Origin of the sequence: Mesorhizobium sp. ISC15 (assembly GCF_037162615.1) — a bacterium.
GTDB lineage: Bacteria > Pseudomonadota > Alphaproteobacteria > Rhizobiales > Rhizobiaceae > Mesorhizobium > Mesorhizobium mediterraneum.
Map to the genome: position 1 here is coordinate 3,140,564 of NZ_JAVSPX010000001.1, position 21,361 is coordinate 3,161,924.

Sequence of the window (21,361 nt, forward strand, 5' to 3'; positions counted from 1 at the left end):
CTATCCGCCGAGCCGGAAGTACTCTGCAGTCGCGGAGAACTCAGCCCGATTGGTCTCGATCTCTTCGAGAATCTTGGGCAACAGCAGCGCGGCTGGTGTCGGCGTGGAGAACACCGCAGCCTGTATATGCTGTGGACCCGTGATGACCATTATGATCTGCGGCACGACCTTGCCGGCCGCCTTGTCGGCTGCGCCGAGATCGATCGGAATGTTGAAGGTGGCCTTGTCCGCTTGCGCCAAGATACGATCGTCGAGGTTGAATGCCATGCCCCTGTGGTCGATCAGCAGCACGCTGGAAATCAGGCCACCTTGCGTCACCAGCGTGCCGCCGATCGGCGACCCGCTCGGCACCGTCGTTCGATCGAGAACAAGCTGCGGCTTGTCAGCCGGCATCTGGTCCAGAAAGTGCAGAAAGTTGGTGACTTCGCATTGGGCCGGTTCAATGAGGCGGACGCTGATGTCCGGTTCGACATGGAATCTTGCCTGGAAATCGGACAACATTCGTTCGAATGGCTGGACGCCTGTGCCAAACCCTTCGATCGCGGCCGTGGTCTCGGTTGCCGATGTCAGCGTCGCATAGAAACAGTCGCCGCCGTTGAAGTTGCGCACCCAGGAGACCCGTTGCGCCATCGCATCGACGGGAGGGACCGGCGGAGCTTCCGGTTTGGGCAAATTCAAGGCGACGGCGGCGTCACCCGGCGGCTTGCCTGCCCGCGGTTCGGCCTGCTGCGCCGGTGCGTTCGCAGCTTCCGTCTCGCTTTCAGTGGGTTCTGACCCTTGCGCGGCCTTGGACTCTGCCGGCGGGCTGGCCGGTTGCTCGGGCTTCCGGCTCTCCATCACCTCGGGCTGGACCGCTGGGGGCGGCGAGGCTTTCTCGGCCAGCGGCACTGGCACGACCTCGGCGAGCGGCGGGGCCACTTGCTGGCTGTCGCTGATCGCGGTATCCGGCCGAATTGCCGGCGGTGGCTTTTCGAGTGTCGGCTGCGTCTCGGTTGCCGACGGCTCCGGGGTTTGCTTGGTTGGTGAGAGGACTTCGGCGGGCTGTGTCGGCTCCAACCTTTGATTCGCCGCGGCGTCTGCCTGATTTTCAGCTGACGGCTGCGCCTCGGCTGCCGACGGCTCCAGGGTTTCCTCGGTTGGCAAGGGGACCTCGGCGTGCTGCGTCGGCCCCGGCATTCGATCCGCTGCGGTATCAGCCTGATTTTCAGCTGGCGGTGCAGTGGCCTCTGTTTGCGACTGCTGAGGTGGAGCTACGTTTCCCGGTTCATCGCCCGGCGGGTTCGCAGCCTCGTCCCGTGGGGCCGGCTTTGATGTTTTGGGTGCCAAAAGCGATGTGTTGCCGGCGGTTGGCGTGGAAGGCGCCATCAAGCCACTCAGATAAATGCCTGCACCGGACGCTACCGCTAACGTCGCCAAGGCAGCGATCGCGATGGATCGGGTCTTGGCGGACTTTCCATGGACATTAGGCAAAACCGCCCTCGGAGGACCGGCAACTGCCGAAGGCCTCGGTTCGGACAGATGCGCCGGCCGGACATGCGGAACGAAGACCCGCTCGCCGGGAGCCGCCGGAGGCTGACTTTGGACCTTGGGGCCAGGCGCGGCGGTCTCCCCCGTCCGCGGCAAACCAGTTCCGTCGCGAGGGGTGATCGACGTTGGGCGCGTTGTGCCCTCGTTATCCGTGTCGTCACGCGTCATCCTGGCAATGTCCGCCATGCTGATTGGCCGGTCTCCCGGGTCCGGCTGCAGCATGGCTTCAACAATTCCACGAAAATCGGCATCGATGTCTGATAGGTCCGGAACGGTCCGGCGTTTTTCCACGATCTCGAACTGCGAGCCGCCCATGTCGATCGGTTTGCCGCGTAGAGCAGCGGCCAGCACCAACCCCAGGCTGTAGATGTCGGATTGCTCGCTGACATCGCCGCTGTAGAGCCCGAGCTGTTCGGGAGAAACGTAGTTGTACTTCCCCGCGAACTTTCCGCCGATCAGGGTCTCTCCGCCGACGGTCGCCGATCGCGCAATGCCGAAATCGATGATCTTTGCGCGTTCGACCCGGCCTCCTGGCAGGATGATGTTATCCGGGGAGAGGTCGCGGTGTATTGCCCCCGCCTGGTGCACCGCGCTCAAGCCGGAAGCGAGGCGATGGCAGAGCTTGCGCACGTCTTCCGTCGGCATCGGGCCACGTCGCATGATATCGAACAGCGATTGGCCGTCGACGAATTCCATAGCAAGGTAGGGGCGTCCGATCCCCGGATCGATGGTGAAGACGTGATATCGCACGACCGCGTCGTGCGACAGGTGATTGAGGATCGACGCTTCCTTGCGGAACAGGGACAGGATCGTCTGATCGCGGGCGAACTCGGGCAAGACGATCTTGATCGCGACGTGGTCGCCGGTCTGGATGTTATGGCCACGGTAGACCTCGCCCATGCCACCGAATGCGATCCGCTCGTCTAGTTCATAGATCCCGCTGAGTTGCGTTCCTACGGCGGTGTTGGCCACGTTAGGCGATATCCGCGTCTTGTCGTCGGCGCCCATCTGCCTCAACCTACCGCTCTGGAAGGATCGGGACGAGCCCATGGCGCCCGTCTCCGATCTTCACGAGCACGATCGTGACATTGTCTGTTCCCCCGCGCGCCAGTACCGTTTGCAGTAGGTTTTCGCATGCCGCCTGAGGTGTCGCCGACACCGCCGCCGCCTCGATCTCGGCGTCTGTGACATGCGCTGTCAGCCCGTCGGTGCTCAACACAAATATATCCCCCGGCATGATTTCGCCTTGCTGGAAGTCAACGACGATCTCGTCGCTGACACCGACCGCATGCGTGATAACATTGCGGCGCGGCCAGGTGAGCGCTTCGGCTGCGCTGATCATGCCCCTGTCGAGAAGTTCCTGGACTTCGGTGTGGTCCTTCGAAATCTGGGAGATCGACGCGTTGCGGATCAGATAGACGCGGCTGTCGCCCGCCCACAGGCAGGCAAACCGCCCATCCATCGCCAGCAGGGCGGCGACGGTGGAGCCAATGGTTACTCCGCGAGATTCCGATATCCTGCGGATTTCGGCGTTGGCGCGGCTCAGCCGGTCCTCGAAGCGCGCGCGAAGATCCGGTGCAGAGCTTGCAATGCCGATCGTTGCCAGATGATCGACGATGCTGGCCGAAGCGACTTCCCCAGCATCATGTCCACCCATTCCATCGGCCACCACCCACAGGCCAGTTTCCGGCTCGACCAGATAGCTGTCTTCATTGAGCTCACGGACACAGCCTCTGTGGCTGACGCCGAAGCTTTCAAAGGGAAGGGCGACATTGTTCAATTTGCCACCAAGCGCTTCACAAGCGTCCTCTGCGGCGCACTGTCAGGCGCTCGCTCGCGCCAGTTTGCCACAGGCTCGAACATTAAAATATCGAAATCAACGTCCGCGCGTCTGTTGCCGATGGACAGCGCCACCGTATCGGGAAGCTCAATGTCATCTCAAAACGCCTTTGGACAGCTGAACCCCGAAAGCGCAGGAAGGAAGAGAGGGTTGGGGTCCGAATTGGTCTGGATCGTATAGGCGACATCACGTCCGCCGATCACGAAGCGGGCTTCCGTGTTGCCGCCTGTGCTGGTGATATCAGCCTTGTCCAGCAGACGCTTCAGCGCCCACGGACCGTCGAACTTGATCGCAGACTCACGGCCCGGCATTTCCGGCGTAAGACTCAGGCTCGCGGACGCGGAAGCCATGCCGCTCGGCCAGGTCACCGTGCTTGGCGCGTTGCCCGCCTGGTTGCTTTGGACAATCTGGCCATCGACGTCGAGGACCGCCATATCGGCATCGCCATGCAGTGAAAACGGCGTAAAGGTGACGCTGACCGAGGGCACCGAGCCACCTGAAGGAAAGAAGGCGTTGCGGATTTCCGCGGCCAGCTGGAAGTTTTTCAAGGTCGACTTCGACAGGTCGCGCCCGAAGCGCGCATCCTGTTTCCAGCTCCAGTCCTGGCCGGTCATGTCGATTAGCGATGCGAGATTCTGTGCAAAGAACCGGTCCATCAGCCCGCCTGGAGCGAACAGTTTCGCAAAATCCGCCATCGCAATATCCTCCGGGCCATTGCCGGCGAAAGGATAACGGCCCGCAACCACCTCCTCGCAAGTGCGCGTGACCGTCTGGTCGAGCATCTGATTCAAATTTGCTAAGGAGGTTTCTGCGACATTGCCGTCAAACTCGTCGGCGGTCGCAGTGACCATTCGGGCGAGTTGCTTGGGCAGACGCGAGACATTGGCGCGCAGGGTGGATATCTGCAGCTGCAGATTCATGTTGACGCGTTCCGTTTGCGAAGGGACATCGGCCGCCAGTTGCAGGCTCTGGTAGATATCGCGGAAATTCTGGGTCAACGCATCGATTGGGCGGCGTCCGGCGGGACCGTTCACCAAAGCCTGGAATGATCTGAATTGCGCTTCGATATTCGCCCCAGGATTCTGGTTTTGCGCGCTAGCTGTCCCTGTGCCGGCCCGGCTTTGCGATTTGCCGCTGGCGATTTGAAGGCCGATGCGGGCCAATCCCCTGGCGACATCTGCAGCGTTCTGTGGCTGGTTTTGAAGCACGCCAGCTTCGGCCTCGGAGCCAAAGCCGTTGCCGGAACCAGCTTCTCGGGTCAGAGCTGTTTCGTCGGCGATCGCTGTAAAAAGCTGGTCGATTGGCGAGGTCGGTGACGCGGCGGCGGACAGCGCGATATAGCGCGGCTTGTCCTTCAGCATCGCCTTGAACTTCAATTTGTCGAGAACGCCGTTCCACGCCGCGGCGAACTCCCTCCCATAGCGCTCGACAAGTTCGGGACCGAGCTTGAGCAACTCCTGATCGATGCCGCCTTGCTCGCCGCCGCCGCCGAGTACCCACTGGTCGTCGACCAGCATCTGCGCAATGCGCGAGAGTTGTTCGAGATAGAAGTTGTTGAAGCCGCCATAGGTGTAGATACCGGGAACGCGAAGCCCTGACAGATCGCCACCATCGACACGCTCGAACAACAACTGCGCTTCCGGGCCGCCTTTCACGGAGACAGAAAAATCGTCCAGCGCTGCCGCGTATACCGCCGACTTGACCAAAGCCGAGGCACGATCGGCAAGGCTCATGCGTCCGAGCGAGCGTTGAGCGGATTCGACAAGTGGCTGGTTGCGTTCGAAAACCGGATCATAGGCGTCGTCCAAGGCAAGCATGGCCCGCAGATGCTTTTCGAGTTGCGCCCGTCCCTCGCGGTTGTTTTCGCCCGGATACCGGTTCTGCTCCCAATCCTGCCTCATCCAGGAAACGATCAACTCGTCGTCGACCTTCGGCGCCTTGCCGCCCAGCATCAGGTAGATCTTCAGCGGTTCATAGAGCGCGGCGGGATCGGCCATCTTGGCCTGGATCGTCCGTTCGGCCTGAAGCAGCAGGCGCGAGCGGAACATACGTTCCAGCGCCTGCCGGTAAGCTGTTTTTGATGCCGAAAGAAGTCGTTCCCGCTGACTGAGGCCGAATGTCTCCTCGATCGGTGTCGGCAAGCCAATGGTGTCGAACCCAGCCGGCAGATCGCGCAACTGGTCGAGCGGGCCAATGACGTTTTCGAGGTCGATATCGGCGACCGTCGTGCTTTTGAGTAGCGGGTCCGCCGTCTCGCGATACCGGCTTACGGCTTGTGTTGTAGAGGCGATCAGCGACCTGTTGGCCGTAAAGCTCAGGGCCAAGGTGCCCAGAGCCGCGGCAGCGATCAATGCTATTGCGCCAAAGCCACCATATCTGGCGATCGCTGCACGCCTTTCAGCCGATTTGTCGTATGAAACCCACCCGGCTTCCGCGAAAATGACGCCGGTCAGAAGATCATGCAAAAAGAAGCTTTTACCGGTGCCGGAAAGATGGGCTTGAGAAGCGCTGCCGAAACTGCGGCCGATTGCGCCCAGCACCTGATCGATCGGCGTACCCTCCTGCGTGCCTGACGAGAAATAGAGTCCACGCAGGCTGACGTTCACCTGGCTGCGGGCCGGATCGAATATGCTGGCGATGAAACTGGCAATACGGCCTTTCAGCGCGCCAAACTGGGCTGGAAAGCCAAAGATGGATATGCGTACGGCCGGATCGGCCTCTTCCTGCAGGCGGTCTGCCATCTCGTCTGCCAGGCGTGTTGCCAGTGCGTCGAATTCGGCCGGTGCCTCACCGACCATGTTCTTGCTGCGATCGGCGGTCTGGAATGTCGCGCCCCACACTTTGCGGCGGCGCTGCTCGTCGAAATCGCCAAAATAATCCATGAAACCGGAGACAAGGTCGGCTTTGGTGAAGAGCAGGTACACCGGGAACTGGATTTTCAGTGTTTCGTGAATTTCGCGCAGACGGCTGCGTATCTCAACGACATGGACGTCAAGCTGCTGATCATCGAGGCTCATGAGATCGGCAAGGCTGATGGCCAGAATAACGCCGTTTATCGGTTGCCTGGCGCGGTATCTCTTTAGCACCGACAAGAAGGCGAGCCAGCTCTTCTTGTCGCTCTGCGCGTTGGAATCCTGCGTCGTGTAGCGTCCGGCGGTGTCGATCAGCACCGCCTGGTCGGTGAACCACCAGTCGCAGGATCGCGTGCCGCCAACGCCGGCGACCGGCTGGGCGTCCCCCGAACCGGCAAGCGGAAAATTCAGACCCGAATTGACCAACGCCGTTGTTTTGCCGGCACCAGGCGGGCCGATGACGATGTACCAAGGGACCTCGTAGAGGAAATTGCGCTTGCCGCTCGACCGCTTGAGCGCAGCGATGGCCTCATTCATACGAGCCTCGAGCACCTGCGAGTCGTCATCCTTGTCGTCGTTGCGGGCAGCAATAGTCTCGAGCGCTTTTTGCGCCTTTCGCATTTGCCAGAAACGAAATCCATAGAAGAGCGTCAAGGTCGCAACGATCACGCCGATGATCGTCACGCGCAGCCAGACGGGTGCCAGCGGGCGGGTATCGGCAAAGCGGATCAATGGGCCGGCAAACCAGACGGCTGCCGCGAACCCGGCCAACGCGATGACGCTGAATATCCGCAGCAGCCAACGCGTCATGGGCGCTTCCAGATGGCCGTGCTCACAATGTCTCCTCCTTGGGGATCATCACATCGACACGGCGATTCTGGGCGCGGCCTTCCGGCGTCGCATTGTCGGCGATCGGCTCGTCCTCACCCTTGCCCTCGACCGTGATCCGCGAAGGCTTGCTGAACCTCGGCGCCATCATCGCTTCGACAGCCTTCGCCCGGGCGACCGAAAGGTCGAAGTTGGATTTGAACGCGCTCGATTTTCGCGGCTTCACATTGTCCGTATGGCCGACGATCCTGATCGGGCCGGGCTCGGGTTCCAGCGCGGCGGCGATGTCTGCGGCAATCGGCCCAAACTCCGGGTTCACCTCGGCCCTGCCGGACTGGAACAACAGGACGTTGTTGATCTCCACCACAATGAACATGCCCTGCGTGCCGACGGCCAGCCCACCGCGTGCGATATCCTTGGCCAGTGCGGCACGGATGCGATCGATCTGGTTGGTGGCGGCGGGCTGGGTAACTTTCATCGGCTCAGCCAACGGCACCACGCTGGCGCGTTCGATGGCGATCGGCGTCGATGGATTGAGCGCCAGCAACCCGCCGGCAAGGGCGTCGCCCTCGTTGGTGATGAGGACCCGCAAAGCGAAGAATGTCGCTGTCAGCAGCGCCGACGCTGCGGCCGCAATGACCCAGAGCGGCAACCGGGCCGACGACTGTACGCTTGACACCGCCAAGCTCTGCCAGTGGGGCGAGATGTCTTCGTCGGCGCGCGCCCTGAAATAGCGAAGCGTTTCGTATACGTCGCGTCGAACGCGCTCGAGATTGTTGTCCTCGCGTGCGAGGCCCCGATACTGGCCTTCGAACCCAAGCGACAGGCAGGCATGCATCAATTCAAGCAGGTCGTAGTGTGCCTCCGGCGCGGCCAATATCTTGTTCAGTGCTTCGTAGAAGCCCGCGCCGGTGGGCACAGCGTGAAAGAACTGCGACAGCATGCTGTGCTGCTCCCAGGCGTCTCTCTTGGGCCAAGGCAGGTTGCCGATGAGGTCGTCAGCGGTTCCGCAAAGGGCAAATTTTGCGATCCGCGCATCTTCTTCGGGAACGCCGGCTTTCTGCATTGTCCGGTCGAATTTTTCGATCGCCTCGGCGACATGTTCCGCTAGTTGTTCCGCCTGTCTTTCGACGGGCATGAGCCTGAGCTGGCCAAACAGCATCAGCAAAGGCGCGGCCGCGGCGAGGATCTGGTTTGCTGCGGAATATCTGACGCCGTCCGTAGCATTCAGCAGGATTTCCTGCTGGATGGCTGGCTTCGGCATCGCCGCAAAGGAACCGGTTCCGGTCGCGGCGCCGGAATCTGCACCCTGATAAATCACGGTTCCGGATGTCCAGCCCGGCGGCGTGTGCTGACCGACACCCGGATCGAAAACAGTTGAATCCTTAGCCCGCGAGGGACCGGGCTGCCCACTGTCAGGAATAGGCCCCTGAGGAGTTGGCGCTGATCCTTCCGCGCGGCGCGGCGCGCGAATGACGGTCTTGCCCGCTGGACCGAACGGATCGTCCTTCGAGCTCATCGCCAAACGTCCGTCCACACCTGGTTGCTGCGTGTGCGCCAGAACCGGGTAAAACGGTCCCTGGTCAGGCACAGGAAATGCAGGCGCTGCTGATGAGGGCAGTGTCTGGAGGAAGGTCGGCTACAAAAGGCTATCCCGCCGTAACATGACATTTGCCGCAGACCCCCGGGTCAATCAGCCTTACCCGCTGGCGAACTGTCGTATGTGATCGTAATCTCAGAAGCTGTCGATTGGAACAGGATGCAGTGCTGCGAAAGGATTTTTCTTCCGCCAACTACAGCGCCGTGTCCTTTGGGCTCGCAAAGGACGCTCTAATGCTTCCAGTTGGCGTGTGGTCCGCTCCGCAACCGAAGATCAGCATAGCAAACCGACTCAATTTCCGGGAATGCGCCAGGTTCAGTCTTCCCGACCTATTTTTGCTTGTCGGCTTTGGCATAGGCTTCGCTGAAATAGGCCAGGAATATGTCCAGCATTCCGTTTTCGTGTGTTTCTTCCATGGTCCGCCATTTGGCAACGAAGGCGTCCCAAGCCAAGCTCTTCTTCGAAGTGAATGACGCTGGCGGAAGTTTCTTGCCGATCGCCTCGGGAGAGAGGTCGTCAAGCAGTCGGGAGAGCGCAGCTTGCATGGCTGCGTAGGTGGCAAATTCGTGCGTCTTGAGGTCGCGGAATGCATCTTCGATACTATGCTTGGCATCAAGATAGCCGGCTCTGCGTCGTGCAAACATGATTTCAAGGATGTCGTCGGTTCCCGGGACGAACTTCAAGGGATTGTTATCCGCAGCACTTATCATCGTCCGATGTGTGCTCTTGGCCAGTATTTTCGCAGCCGCACGTGCCTTCAGCAACAAGGCCAGTTCCTCGACAACCGTCCGCAGCACCGCGCCGATTTCGGCAGCTACTTCATGCGGATCACGCGATTGAAGCAAGTCCGGCGCGATCCCGGCTCCGATCGCGATTTCCCGCAGCACCTCGTCTCTCGTCGAAGGGAGAGGCGCGGGCGGCGATGACGTCGGCACCGGTGCTCGCTGTCCGGGTCGTTGATCTACCGGATTGAAGAAAGGCTCGCCTCCGAAGTCCAGCGGCCGACCTGACGTGACTGGCATTTCTCGTTGCGTCGAACCGTGCCTGCTTTGAGGATGACCCGCCGTGGTGCGCTCCTCGTCAATCGATACCAAGATGACGTAGCGGCCGATCAGCAACCGGTCTCCATGGTCAAGCCGATGCGGGCCGGCCATGCGATGGGTCGACCCGTTTATGAAGGTTCCATTGCGCGAGACATCGTGCAGCCAAAACGCGCCTGCCTCGTATCGAACGTCGCAGTGTCGGCCGGAGATGAACTTGTCGGGATCGGGCAAGGTCCAGTCGCAGGCCTCGCGCCCGATTTCGAAGCTGCGATCACGAGCTGAGTAGCCGGTCGAAATACCGGCCGGCAGGGAATCGGCATTGTTGATCTGCAGCCTGATGAACATTCAAAAATCGCCGTCGATCGCCTGTCGGGACACTCACCCAGGACTTCCATTATACCAGCAAAATCACGAGCGCGGCGTTACGAAGCTTTCAAGACGATGATTCGAAAGGTACCAAGCCGCAGCACCGGTCCGGTCCCCTTTGGTCGCTGGAAGACATGTGCTAGGCTCAAGCAGAAACGAGCGGCGGGAGGGGCAAGACCCATGCCGAACGAACGTGCCACGGTTGTGCAGACGCCGGTTGGCGCTGAGCTGTTGACCTTCACGCATCTTGTCGGGCGCGATGAGATCAGTCGTTGTCTGGCCTACACGGTCGGGTTCGTGAGCAGCAGCCCCGACATCGATCCGCTGAAGATGCTGGGCGGTGCTGTTTCGATCGAAGGTGAATCCGATCCGAAACGCTGGTTCAGCGGCCTTGTGTCCGAGTTTCGGCTGACCCGGATCGAGGACCGTCTGGCTTACTACGAAGCAGCCGTCAGGCCATGGCTCTGGTTTCTCGGCAATACGACCGACTGCCGCATTTTCCAGAACATGAGCGTCATCGAAATCGTCGAGGAAGTTTTCTCGAAATACAGCACGGCAAAATTCGAGAAGCGCCTGCAAGGGTCCTATCCGCCGCGCGAATACTGCGTCCAGTATGACGAGACCGACCTCGATTTCGTGCAGCGTCTGCTCGAGCACGAAGGCATCCTGTATTTCTTCGAGCATGACGAGGGCAAGCACACGCTTGTACTCGCCGATGCCATGAACAAGCTGAAGCCGGCGCCGGGCTATGAAAAGGTGCCTTATCACTTTGAAGGGCAGGGCTCCCGGCGCGATGTCGAATACATCACGGAATGGATTCCGGGCAGCTCGGTGCGGCCGGGCGCCTATGTCCACACCGACTATGATTTCGAGAAGCCGGGCGCCGACCTGATGGCCAAGTCGGCCCAGCCGTTCGGTCACAAGCTGGCCGCGGGCGAGAATTACCGCCAACCTGGCGCGCATCTTGAAGTCGGTCGCGGCGACAGCCTGGCCGCGATCCGGCGCGAGGAAATCCAGGCCGTGCACCAGCGCATTGCCGCTGTCGGCACCGTGCGCGGGTTGTATTCGGGCTGCACGTTCAAGCTGGACGGTTTTCCGCGCGAAGACCAGAACCAGGAGTATCTGGTGGTCAGCGCCGAATACAGGCTGTTCGATCCGGGTTACAGAGCCCATGCCGACGTCGAGAGCGAGAACTTCAAGGTGATTCTCGGCGTAGCGCCGACCGCCTTGGCCTATCGTCCGCCGCGGATCACGCCACGGCCGATCATGCGCGGCCCCCAGACGGCGACGGTGGTCGGTCCATCAGGCGAGGAGATATTCACCGACAAATATGCACGGGTGAAGGTCCAGTTCCACTGGGACCGTCTGGGCAAGAAGGATCAGAACAGCTCCTGTTTCGTGCGGGTCTCGCAGACCTGGGCCGGCAGCGGCTGGGGCTTCATCCAGATACCGCGCATCGGCCAGGAGGTCATCATCGATTTCATCGAAGGCGACCCGGATCTGCCGATCATCACCGGCAGGGTCTACAATGCCTCCCAGATGCCGCCCTACGGACTGCCGGGCAGCGCCACGCAGTCCGGCTGGAAATCCGACTCCTCCAAAGGAGGCGGCGGTTACAACGAGCTGATGTTCGAGGACAAGGCCGGCTCCGAACTGGTCAACTTCCAGGCGCAGAAAGACCACAACCTTCTGATCAAGAACGACCGCACCAAGCTGGTCCAGCACGACCAGTCGGACCGCATAGACCACGACGCCAAGCACTCCGTCGGCCACAACCTCGACGAGGACGTCGGCAACAACAAGACGGTCAAGGTCGGCGTCGACCAGACCACGGATATCGGCAACAACGACACCGAGACGGTTGGGGTCAACCGCTCGCTGACGGTGGGGTCGAATGAGACGATCGGCATTGGGTCAAACTCCACTGAAACGATCGGCATCGCGCACACACAGACGGTGGGCGCGGTGCAAACGATCACTGTCGGCGCGGCTAGGGTCGACAGTGTCGGGGCATCCGAGACCCGAACCGTGGGTGGCCCGCAATCGAATACAATCGGTGCGACACGGTCGGTGACGGTTGGGGCGGCGCAGGACCACAGTATAGGAGCGAGCGACAGCTGGACGATTGCGGCCGGCCAGAGCGTTCAGATCGGCGCTGATCAGAGTTTCAAGATCGGCGGTGGACAGACTTCAGAAATCGGCAAGGGCCGCAGCACCAAGGTTGCCAAAGATGATGCGACACAGGTGACCGGTTCGCGCGCACTTAAGATCGGCAAAGGCAGCGTCGTCGAAATTGGTGAAGACGGCGCGATGAAAATCGGCAAGGATCTCGTTATCGAGGCCGGCGACTCCATCATCATCAAATGCGGCTCGGCGGCGATCGCGATGAAGAAGGACGGCACGATTGCGATTGAAGGCAAGGACATCACCATCAAGGGTTCTGGCAAGATCAACGTCAAAGCCTCCAGCGACATCACGATGAAGGGCTCGGAGATAAAACAGAACTAAGGACGGGCGATGACAACGACAAAGAAGCGAATTGAAGGAGTTGTGATCGGCATTTTTTTGGGCTTCGGAGAAGATTCACCCCTCGTGGTCTTTCCCGGCAATCCACAGGAAACTGCTGTTTCAGCCCGAAGCCTTGCTGAACTCACTTCGGACATGATCGGCGCCGAAGTGGCGCTTCTTTTTCAGGATGGCGATCCTGGGCGGCCTCTCATTGTCGGCCGTATTGTTGATCCTGCACGCAACTCAAATGTTCCGCAGATTGTTCGGGACGGTGAACAGGTGCGAATTACCGCGAACGAGCGCATCGAGCTTCGCTGCGGCAAGGCCACGATCATCATGGAGAAGGACGGCCGCATCACCATCCGCGGCACCTATCTGACAAGCCATGCCAGCGCTGCCAACCGCATCCGCGGCGGTTCGGTCAACTTGAACTAATGCCCGCGCCCGTTCTCCGTGAAATCATCCGTCAGCACGCTGAGATGGCAGCGTTCCTGTGGACCGTCTATGATCGCCACCTGCTCTATCCGGAAGAAAACCCGGACATGGATGAAGAGCGCGTCGCACGCCTTGTCGAGAGGCTTGAGGCGCATCTTGATGGCTTGAGGGTCGCAGGCAACATCGGACGCGAAATTGCACAAGAGCGTTATGCCGAATATCCGGAACCCGGAGAATTGTTCGTCATACGCATGCTGTCGGCGGCAGACTCGCTGCGGATCGTAAATCTGGACCCTGCGAAAGTTCGGGCGTGGATTTCCGCCAACCAACAGTTGTCTTGAACAAGCAACCCTCAGCTGTTCTGCCTGTCTCCAACGTCCTCGACGGGACTGTCGGCGGCCTACAGAGGCACCAAGCCTGCGAACTGAACCGAGGTCCATCGCTTGCCGTCGAATACGTGTGCGGCTTCATCGTCAAAGGTGACACAGAAATCTTCGTTCGAGGAGAAGTAGTAGCCCGGACGATCGTAGAGAGCAGAGAAAGTGCCATCACCGGCAATCTCGTCGATGGCCTCGGCCTCGAGTGAAGTCAGGAGCCGGCCTTTGAAAGCGTGAGCATCCTGCAGGCTGGGGCGATCTTCGGAAATATCCCTCCAAGCGCCTGAACTGTACAGGAAAGCGACCCCCTCGTCTCCAACGACCACGCCATTCTCCGGGGTGGTGAAGGCGATCCCATGCAGATCTACATTTGTCGGGAGGTGCTCAACGGTGGCTGTGCCGCCGGCATAGGTGATCACCCGGCCGGTAGACGCGGCAAACACATATGTATCCGCCTCCCTGCGCGCGACCGAATATACGTCCTGTTTGCCTCGGAACGGAACCCGCTGCCAGGCGCCACGCCGGTTCTCAAAGATGAGGCCATCCTCGCCCATAATGAACTGTGGTTCGTCCGCGAAACCCGTCAGTTTGATCGTCCCGAGCAGATCGACGCTGCCGAAGGGCTCGACCGTATCGCCGATCGAGAGGATTTGACCATCCCAGACCGCTCCGAAAAGCCGGGCCGCACGGTTGGCCCAAATAGACGCCACCCATTCGCGTATCTCGGCGACCAGGCGTACCTGCGGGGCGCTGCGCCCGCTGAAGTGATAGATGCGGGAAAGGTGGTTGCCGGGTCCATTCTCTTCGTAGAAAAGGCAGTAAAAGCTGTCCCCCACGGCGATCTGAGCGTCGATACATTCCATTTTTCACACCTTTGGTACGTCGCATTGAACTTCATCGAGCCGATCCTGACTGCGCTTCCTGGTGGCCCATTTGAAATAGGTGTCGCAAATGGCCTTGAGGCATTCCTGCGCGTCCGGGCTGGCCGCCAGTTTTGGCAGACTCTCGGCTGTATGTTGGAGTTCGGCGTCGCGGGCGGACGCGTAGCTCTGGGAGCAGGGTCCAGCCTTGCCGGCGCTCACCGCTCGCCGCTGCGCCGTTGCCCGCTTGATCTGTTTGCGCGATTTCTTGCCGTGCTGGGTGGTTTTCTTTTTGCCATCGTTCAAGCAGATACACGGCGCGTCACCTTCGGTGTAACGCGGGAACGCGCCTATCGGCCCGCCACCCCGCACCGGCTCAAAAAAAGCATTCTGGATGACGTGATCTGATTGCTGTTTGCCCTTCGTGCAGTGATTGTCTGCTTCGTCGTAGGGGTGCACATGAATATCGATCGAAGCCAGCAAGGTAAGGCAGTTCTGACCACCAACAGTCAGCGCCGCGATATGGATCCAGGGTGGGGTATTGCCGATAGGGGAGGCGTGGTTGTTGGTAGCGAGATCCGTCATGCGGATGACCGGCTCGCCATCGAATTTCACGTTGTTGGACCAGGAGTTGAAGTACTCCTTGCCGGTGTTCTTCGAAGTAATGACGCCCTTCTTGGCGGCAGCGCCGGCCTCCGTACCGCTCGTTTTGGAAAGGTCGGACTTGTTTTTGATGTTCACCGTCTTGCCGCCGATCTTGACGGTGCCAGTGCCTTGTTCGGTGTCGTCGGCCAGGCCAAAACTAGGATAGGGAATGGGAACGCCCGGCGGTGTGGCCGGGTTCTCCGGTGGCGTAAAGCAAACGTCGGGAAAAGCCGCGATGGTCTTGGCGTTTACGTCCTTGCCTGAAATCTCAAGGCCATTTGCGAAGACATTACCCATCAGGCAACCCTCGCCGCGAGAAGCGCAGCACCGCAGGCACCGGCGTCGTTGGAGGACTCGATGAGAACGGGGTTTCCCGCCGCATAGCCTTTGCGTGCCGCGGTCCAGGCCATGCCGATCATCAACGGAACCACGGCGGCGCCGATATTGCCGAGCGATTCACCCGGCGACCAGATATCCTGAAAATCGTGACGGCCGCGCAAGAGCCGCAGAGCTGCCAGCGCGCTCTGCTTGAACCAGTATTGCTCGCCGATCAGGTCGGCGATGCGGTAGCCGAGCCGGTTCATTTCAATGCCAGTTTCCCGGAAAGCTGTATTGTAGGCCGCTGTCATGCCGTCGCCTCGCAGCGGTAGATCCTGCGTGTTGTAGATCGATGCTGCCTCGCGCGAGAGACCAAGCCCATGCAGGCGAAAACCGCCCCGTTCCGACCGTGTACACAAAACCGCAGCGGCTGCTTCGCCCGGGATAAAGCCGTTCGGATTTTCAAGTGTCAGAAGGCGCTTGTTCTTTTGATAGTGTTCAATTGCCGGTGCCGTCAGATAGCTGTCTACTCCGGCAATCATGACGTAAGGGGCTTCACCCGACCCGATTATCCTGCGTGCCTGGTCCAGCGCGACATGTCCGGAGGGACGATCATGCGCGACCACGCGGGAACGTACATGGGGTTCTATTTCAACGATCTCTGCAATGCGGCGCAGGAGTCTGGGGCTGTCACCCACTGGCCGGCCCGGCCGATCCTCCTCAGCCAGACAAAGGATAAGAGCGGTCTGGCCGCGCGCCTGAGGAATTGCCTCGAAGGCCTCGCAGATTGCGCCGGCTGCGAGATGGGCGATGCGCTTCTCGCCGATCCAGTTTCGCGGCAGCGATACCGGCGCACCTATCAGCCATTCACCGTTTGGCCCGAGGAAACGAGTTTCCTGAAAACCGTCGAGCCGAGCGCGCATTGCCGCACAGGCGGACGGCGCGTCAAGGCCAACGGCGGTTACCATGCCAATCGACGCGATGTCGATCGCTGTGCTCATGCGTCTTCAGCCTCGTCTTGGGGAACAGTCAGGTTGGCCCGGACGAAGGCACGTCCAGTGGCGCGCGCTCGAAGCATCGACTCCGTCGGTGGGCCGATCCAGCATTCGCTGAAATCGAGAATGGTCCGATGGATGCGCTGCGACACGCGCCACACCAGCGAGAAGCGACGGTTCTCCGGGTCGAAGAGGACTGTGTCTGGGTAGATGTTTGCGTCGAAAGACTTTTCTCGCCCTTTGAACAGTGTCATCGGCAATGCAGTCTGTGGCAGACGAAAGCTCACCCGGCCTTCAGGCGTAAGGTTGACCAGTTGCACCTCTTCGACGCCTCTCGGCAGGTCGATCTGCTGGTCGGGCGGCGCCATCTGGAAATAGCGTTCATCAAAATCAGGGGGCAGGAAGGGGAATATGTTCTTCGTCCAGTTGTCGTCATAGGTGCCGCCGTATTCGATCCGGCCGGGCCAACCGCGGCCCATTGGCCCGAAACTCATCGGCTTGTAGTCGCCAAAGGGCGAGCGGATTTCTTCGCCGACAGCTTGCGTATTCGGTAGCCGCAGGCCGGGAATGAGGCGCTGGTTTTTGGTGCGCGACCAGCCGGTTCCGACGGGATTGTATTTATAGCTGGCGGGGAGCTTGTCCTCCGGATCCAGTCGGTCGACGCCACCCCAGGCAACGTCGTAGGAAATCGGCATGCGCAGGAAAGGCTGTGGTGCGGTGGCAGTGAATACTGGCCCGATGGCGCGCCATTCACGCGTGCCCACCACCTCGAAAAGCTTCGACCAATTGCCCACCTTGATGCCGACCGGTACGCGCTCCGCCGGACGTCCTCCGGGCGCGTACGCAAAGCCATTGGCAATCACGTCACAGCGCGGCTTGCGGAAAGCGAAATCTGTTTCCCACAGCGTGGCCGAATAGCCCGGCGCGCCGGTGTGCGTATCGGCCATGACTAGGGGAACCTGTTCCGCCGATTTTTGCACCAGTTCGCCAGGTGTCGCGGGAAAGTCGAACGTGCCTTTGACCACCACGACGATCCACTCATGGCCGGCTTTGTCCATGCCCATGGTGAATTGATGCGGATACCCCATCTGGTTCCAGATCTGCATCAGCTGGTCTCCCAGCTTGCGGCAAAGATCTGCTCCAGTGTCGCTTGCGGCGATAGCGGATCAACATCGAATATGTCCGAGCGGGCGGTCCACATCACCATATCGCTGACGATCTCGTCGCCTGCCTCGACAGGCGGCACCGGCAGTGCGGCCAAAGCGCCATCCAGTTCGTCAGGCGTCAGCTCGCCCTGCTGGGCGGCGATGGCCGCATCTTCGATCCCGGAAAACCACGCATCGGCGCGAGCCAATTGAATAGAAGCGTCAGGAAGCTGCGAAACGACGCTGAGAGGGAACTGCCGGCCGACCCTGTCGGCGCTCTGCAGAATAATGCCTGCCGATGCGCCGAAGGAAGCCGGGCCGGCCAGGAAGCGCAGCGCGGTGGTGCGCGGCCAGGTTTCCGAGCCGATCAGCGGCACGATGTGCTGTGCCAGCCAGCGGTCCCAGACGCGCACAAAATCCCCCGGCAGCCGCCGGCTGACGAAATCGCCGGTTGCAGGCATTTTGCCGTAAAAGCCAGGCAGGATCATATCTGCGGCGGACATGAGAATTTCTTGAACATTTGCAAATTGTAAGGGTTCTCGACGCTCGCGGCCTTGAGCTCGAAGTCGGCGTACATGCCTTTCGTCCCCAGGCGCAGGCTGTAGACATCGGACAGTGAGGTGCCGGTGAAACGGCCGCTGCGCAGCATCCTCAGCCACGCCCAGCTCCCGGTCTCGTTGAGCATGATTTCGGGCGAGCCGTCGATCGGCTGGAAGGCGAGCGAGATGACGCCGGTGCCGTCCTTGCCGGGCCAAGTCATCGGTTGCGGCCGCGTCGCGTTGTTGTAATAGACGAGGGTCTGGCCATCGAGGTTGAGCGTCACGCGCGTGACGTTGGGAGACAGGTCCTTCGGTTCGAGCGTGAAGCTCATCACTGGGCCGGTACCGCCTGGAAAGAGATCGTCTCGGATCCGCCTGGCCTGTTCGAACGCCGCCAGAGCCGCCGCGTCGAGCCCAAAATCGGCGCGCCATTTCCATGGCTGGGTGGCGGTGTCGACATAGCTGATCAGGTGATCGTTGATGAAGGCGTCGATCATCCCGGCCGGCCCGAACAGGCGGGCGAAATCGCGGACATTGACGTCCACGGCGCTTTCGGGGCTGAACGGATAGCGGTCGTTGAGCGCCGCCTGGCAGAATGGCAGGATGTCGGCGCGCCAGATGGCGTTAAGCTCCGAGGTGACCGCCTTCTGGGTCAGGCCGCTGGTGTCGCCGGCGATGCCGCCGAGCCAGTCGTCGACCGGATCGGGCAGGATCTGCGCTTGCCTGGCGACCGCTCCGGTCAGTTCGGCGAGGCCGCCCTGTTTCTTGATGGCGTCCTGAGGGTCGGGATTGGCCGTGACCGTCTGCAGTACGTTCGAAAGTGCGGTCAGCGCCACCACCGCGGCGTCGAGCGCCGGCGGCTGGCCGTCAACCTCGGCGATGGCGCCCTTGAGCGGCTTGAAGTGTTCGGCCACCAGATTGCCGGTAAGGTCCACCTCGTTGGCGGAGCCTGCGCGCGGCAGCAGTTTTGCCCCTGTCTTGGCCAGCTTGCCGAGCTTGCCGAGTTTGCTGAGCAGTTTCGAGCCGCCCTTGGCTGCTGCCTTGTTATCGGCCGGCGCTTCATCGGATCGGGTAAGCTCGGTCTCCTGAACGACCGCCGTAAGCAGGCGCTTCAGCGCGGAATCGGCACTCGAAAGGTCCTTGAGGTTCTCGCTGGCGACATTCAGGTCGGCCAATGGCGCGAGCCTGATATCGCGCAGGATGCTGTCCCAATGTGCGATGTAGTCTTCGTAATAGAGTTTTAGAATATCCTCCGACAGCGCCGAGACCGAGGTTTCGGAATTTTCCGAACAGCCTCCGGCGAAGACCGCGCGATCCAGCGCCGCCTGCGCGGCGACATCCTCGATCCGGTCGAGAATGGCATCGTGGAAGCCGGAATGGGTGAACGCCCCCGAAATGCCGACGCGCAGCGTCTTGTCGGAACGCCGTGCAAAAACCTTGGCGCCATTGGGACCGGCGAAATTCGCCGGGATCCATTCCTTGAGGCTGGCCACCGCCGGATCGGCCAGCAACTGTCTGTAGCCACGCGCCGGCAGCGAAATCGTGCAAACTGTTTTCAGCGCCTCGGCAACCAGCGCCTGATCCGGGGCGATGTAGCTGTCGTCGACCGCCATGCGACGGATCGCGGCAAGCTGGTGCTCTTCCGCGTCGGCGGTCGGAAAGGGTGCCGCCGGTGCGAATTCCGGCAAATCACTGACCCACCAGTTCTGGACAAAATCAGCGTCCATCTGCGACAGGCCCGTCATCATGCGATAGGTCTTTAGCGCCCCCAGCATGAAATCCGGATCGCGGATCTGCCGCCACATGGTCGCCTCGAGCAGAGCGACCATGTGCGGCTCGAGAACGTTGCGCAGAGCGTGGTCGTAAGTGTCGGCCTGCGCCCGCAGCAGTTCAGCCGAGGCCGATGGCCCCAGCAGATCCTGGGCACTGCTCGGCGGTGCCGTACGGGCATTTGCGACCTCGGCCATCGCGTTGAGCGCGCCATCGATGGCGGGCCGCTCCACCGATGCCGGGTTCGCGGCTGCCGCGGTCAGTGGCGCCTGCAGCGCTTCGAACTGGCTCGCCTGCGCTGTGATCGCATTGCGGTTGTCATAGTAGGACCAGGTGAACATCGCACCGGCCAACAAGGCCACGGCGGCACAGGCGGCGGCGGCGCCACGCCAGATCCAGGCGCGGCGGCGCTGCGCCAGCGCATCGAACGTTCCTAGGCCTGCTTCCCGGAAGATGACATCGGTCAGCAGATTCTTCAGGAAAAAGCTGCGTTTTTCAACGCGCGGCGCCGGCATGGCCCGCCGCGGTGGAAGACCGAAGGATGACGACAGCGCCGCGGTCAGCCGGTCGATAGGCGCCCCTTCCTGGGTCGCTGACGTCAGATAGAGGCCGCGCAGCCAGGCAGCTTCTTCGTACCGGCTTTCACCGAACATTGCCTCGATCAGCACCTGGATAGGTTCAGACAGGCTTGTGAGCTGGGCGGGAAATCTGAAGATCTCGGCGCGGGCAGCGAGTTTGTCCTCGTCCTCCAGGCGCGGCACCAGCCGCCGCTCGAGTTGCGTCGCAAGGGTGGCGATTTCCCGCTCTATTGTCTTTGCGTCGACACGCGCATCCAGCGCGAAGGTCGTGCCCCACACCTGCTCGCGCGAGGCCGTCGATAGCCCCCCGAAGAAAGCCTCGAAACCCTTGATCAGATCGGCCTTGGTCAGCATCAGATAGACTGGAAGGCGGATTTCGAGCCGGTCGTTGAGCTCGGCCAGGCGACGGCGGATCTTGCGGCCATGAGCCTTGATGGCTTCGTCGCCCTCTGAAAGCACGTCGATAGACAGCGCGACGATCACGCCGTTGAGGGCACGGCGGCCGCGGTGCTTCTTCAACAGGTCGAGGAAGCCCAGCCATTCAGCCGCATCGACGTCCGGCTGGCTCTCCTGCTGCACATAGCGGCCCGCCGTGTCGATCAGAACCGCGTTTTCGGAGAAAAACCAGTCGCAGTTGCGCGTGCCGCCAACCCCCTGCAGGTCGTCGGTGAGATCGATCGGAAAGTTCAGGCCGGACTGGCGCAAGGCAGTGGTCTTGCCGGTGGCCGGCGGCCCGACGATCACGTACCAGGGCATCTCGCGCAGGAACTTGCGTCCGCCGAGTTTGCGGCGCTTCAATTCGCCCAGAACCTCGGCGAACTTGGCACCGACGGCGGCGACGTTCTCTTCGCCGGGGCTAAGCGGTTTTTCCACCACAGGCGCAGCGATTTCGGCGACGAACATGCGGTTGGCTCGAATCGCCCGGCGCTGCGCGACGATCAGCCAGATCAGCCAGAAGATGACCAGCAGCGCAATGATGACGATGCGCACATTTTCCGAGGCGAAGGGTTCGTAAACGCCAACCCTGACGATCGGGCCGAACACCCAGATGACCAGAGAAAGCAGCGTGATGCCGATCAGCGTCCAGAGCCAGCGCGATGTCAGAACCGCCCAGAGGAAGCGCAGGATGAACATC

At 61.1% G+C, this 21,361-nt stretch carries 14 protein-coding genes; 3 read left to right on the plus strand and 11 right to left on the minus strand.

All coding sequences use genetic code 11. The features are described 5' to 3' along the window. From RPG13_RS15035 to tagH, 5 genes are all read right to left on the minus strand, one after another. Entirely contained in the window at positions 1–2,535 is a 2,535-nt protein-coding gene (locus RPG13_RS15035) for a serine/threonine-protein kinase (RefSeq protein WP_337127020.1), read from the minus strand. 10 nt (positions 2,536–2,545) lie between these two features. After that, complete coding sequence (locus tag RPG13_RS15040; RefSeq protein ID WP_337125406.1) at positions 2,546–3,307, minus strand: PP2C family protein-serine/threonine phosphatase; 762 nt, start codon at positions 3,305–3,307, stop codon at positions 2,546–2,548. 158 nt (positions 3,308–3,465) lie between these two features. Continuing rightward, the gene (tssM, locus tag RPG13_RS15045) at positions 3,466–7,029 is read right to left on the minus strand and encodes a type VI secretion system membrane subunit TssM (protein WP_337125407.1); all 3,564 of its coding nucleotides are present in this window, start codon (positions 7,027–7,029) and stop codon (positions 3,466–3,468) included. A 22-nt stretch (positions 7,030–7,051) separates the two neighbouring features. After that, positions 7,052–8,566 carry a type VI secretion system protein TssL, long form gene (gene tssL, locus RPG13_RS15050; RefSeq protein WP_337125408.1) on the minus strand — a complete coding sequence of 505 codons (1,515 nt, stop codon included), beginning with the start codon at positions 8,564–8,566 and terminating at the stop codon, positions 7,052–7,054. Between the two features lie 410 nt (positions 8,567–8,976). After that, the gene (gene tagH, locus RPG13_RS15055; RefSeq protein ID WP_292671234.1) at positions 8,977–10,035 is read right to left on the minus strand and encodes a type VI secretion system-associated FHA domain protein TagH; all 1,059 of its coding nucleotides are present in this window, start codon (positions 10,033–10,035) and stop codon (positions 8,977–8,979) included. A gap of 201 nt (positions 10,036–10,236) precedes the next feature. Between tagH and RPG13_RS15060 the strand changes: the two genes are divergently transcribed. From RPG13_RS15060 to RPG13_RS15070, 3 genes are read left to right on the plus strand one after another with little or no spacing between them, the layout of a single operon-like run. After that, positions 10,237–12,564 carry a type VI secretion system Vgr family protein gene (locus RPG13_RS15060; protein WP_292503583.1) on the plus strand — a complete coding sequence of 776 codons (2,328 nt, stop codon included), beginning with the start codon at positions 10,237–10,239 and terminating at the stop codon, positions 12,562–12,564. Positions 12,565–12,573: 9 nt separating this feature from the next. Continuing rightward, entirely contained in the window at positions 12,574–12,999 is a 426-nt protein-coding gene (locus RPG13_RS15065; RefSeq protein WP_128284646.1) for a DUF6484 domain-containing protein, read from the plus strand. Then, on the plus strand, positions 12,999–13,340 hold the full coding sequence (locus RPG13_RS15070; RefSeq protein ID WP_128284645.1) for a hypothetical protein: 342 nt from the start codon (positions 12,999–13,001) through the stop codon (positions 13,338–13,340). The genes RPG13_RS15065 and RPG13_RS15070 overlap by 1 nt, the downstream gene beginning before the upstream one ends. Before the next feature lie 59 nt (positions 13,341–13,399). Here the strand turns inward: RPG13_RS15070 and RPG13_RS15075 are convergent, their stop codons facing one another. Genes RPG13_RS15075 through tssM (RPG13_RS15100) form a run of 6 tightly spaced genes read right to left on the minus strand, consistent with a single transcriptional unit; the run spans position 13,400 to position 21,360 of the window. Continuing rightward, complete coding sequence (locus RPG13_RS15075) at positions 13,400–14,239, minus strand: hypothetical protein (protein WP_128284644.1); 840 nt, start codon at positions 14,237–14,239, stop codon at positions 13,400–13,402. A 3-nt stretch (positions 14,240–14,242) separates the two neighbouring features. After that, a complete protein-coding gene (locus RPG13_RS15080; protein WP_128284643.1) occupies positions 14,243–15,178 on the minus strand; it encodes a DUF4150 domain-containing protein in 936 nt (311 codons plus the stop codon). Next, positions 15,178–16,200: a 3-oxoacyl-ACP synthase gene (locus tag RPG13_RS15085; protein ID WP_128284642.1), complete on the minus strand. Its 1,023-nt coding sequence runs from the start codon at positions 16,198–16,200 to the stop codon at positions 15,178–15,180. The genes RPG13_RS15080 and RPG13_RS15085 overlap by 1 nt, the downstream gene beginning before the upstream one ends. Further along, on the minus strand, positions 16,197–17,300 hold the full coding sequence (locus tag RPG13_RS15090; protein WP_128284641.1) for a DUF2169 family type VI secretion system accessory protein: 1,104 nt from the start codon (positions 17,298–17,300) through the stop codon (positions 16,197–16,199). The genes RPG13_RS15085 and RPG13_RS15090 overlap by 4 nt, the downstream gene beginning before the upstream one ends. Beyond that, positions 17,300–17,842, minus strand: a complete 543-nt coding sequence (gene tagF / locus RPG13_RS15095; protein ID WP_245467675.1) for a type VI secretion system-associated protein TagF — start codon at positions 17,840–17,842, stop codon at positions 17,300–17,302. The genes RPG13_RS15090 and tagF overlap by 1 nt, the downstream gene beginning before the upstream one ends. Beyond that, positions 17,824–21,360: a type VI secretion system membrane subunit TssM gene (tssM, locus tag RPG13_RS15100; RefSeq protein ID WP_337125409.1), complete on the minus strand. Its 3,537-nt coding sequence runs from the start codon at positions 21,358–21,360 to the stop codon at positions 17,824–17,826. Before tssM (RPG13_RS15100) ends, tagF begins: the two co-directional genes overlap by 19 nt. Position 21,361: the final 1 nt, after the last annotated feature.

Coding starts and splice junctions, on each gene's coding strand:
- RPG13_RS15035 (WP_337127020.1), bottom strand. CDS start 2,535: ATGGGCGCCGACGACAAGACGCGGATATCGCCTAACGTGGCCAACACC.
- tssM (WP_337125407.1), bottom strand. CDS start 7,029: ATGACGCGTTGGCTGCTGCGGATATTCAGCGTCATCGCGTTGGCCGGG.
- tssL (WP_337125408.1), bottom strand. CDS start 8,566: ATGAGCTCGAAGGACGATCCGTTCGGTCCAGCGGGCAAGACCGTCATT.
- tagH (WP_292671234.1), bottom strand. CDS start 10,035: ATGTTCATCAGGCTGCAGATCAACAATGCCGATTCCCTGCCGGCCGGT.
- RPG13_RS15060 (WP_292503583.1), top strand. CDS start 10,237: ATGCCGAACGAACGTGCCACGGTTGTGCAGACGCCGGTTGGCGCTGAG.
- RPG13_RS15065 (WP_128284646.1), top strand. CDS start 12,574: ATGACAACGACAAAGAAGCGAATTGAAGGAGTTGTGATCGGCATTTTT.
- RPG13_RS15070 (WP_128284645.1), top strand. CDS start 12,999: ATGCCCGCGCCCGTTCTCCGTGAAATCATCCGTCAGCACGCTGAGATG.
- RPG13_RS15075 (WP_128284644.1), bottom strand. CDS start 14,239: ATGGAATGTATCGACGCTCAGATCGCCGTGGGGGACAGCTTTTACTGC.
- RPG13_RS15080 (WP_128284643.1), bottom strand. CDS start 15,178: ATGGGTAATGTCTTCGCAAATGGCCTTGAGATTTCAGGCAAGGACGTA.
- RPG13_RS15085 (WP_128284642.1), bottom strand. CDS start 16,200: ATGAGCACAGCGATCGACATCGCGTCGATTGGCATGGTAACCGCCGTT.
- RPG13_RS15090 (WP_128284641.1), bottom strand. CDS start 17,300: ATGCAGATCTGGAACCAGATGGGGTATCCGCATCAATTCACCATGGGC.
- tagF (WP_245467675.1), bottom strand. CDS start 17,842: ATGTCCGCCGCAGATATGATCCTGCCTGGCTTTTACGGCAAAATGCCT.
- tssM (WP_337125409.1), bottom strand. CDS start 21,360: ATGTTCATCCTGCGCTTCCTCTGGGCGGTTCTGACATCGCGCTGGCTC.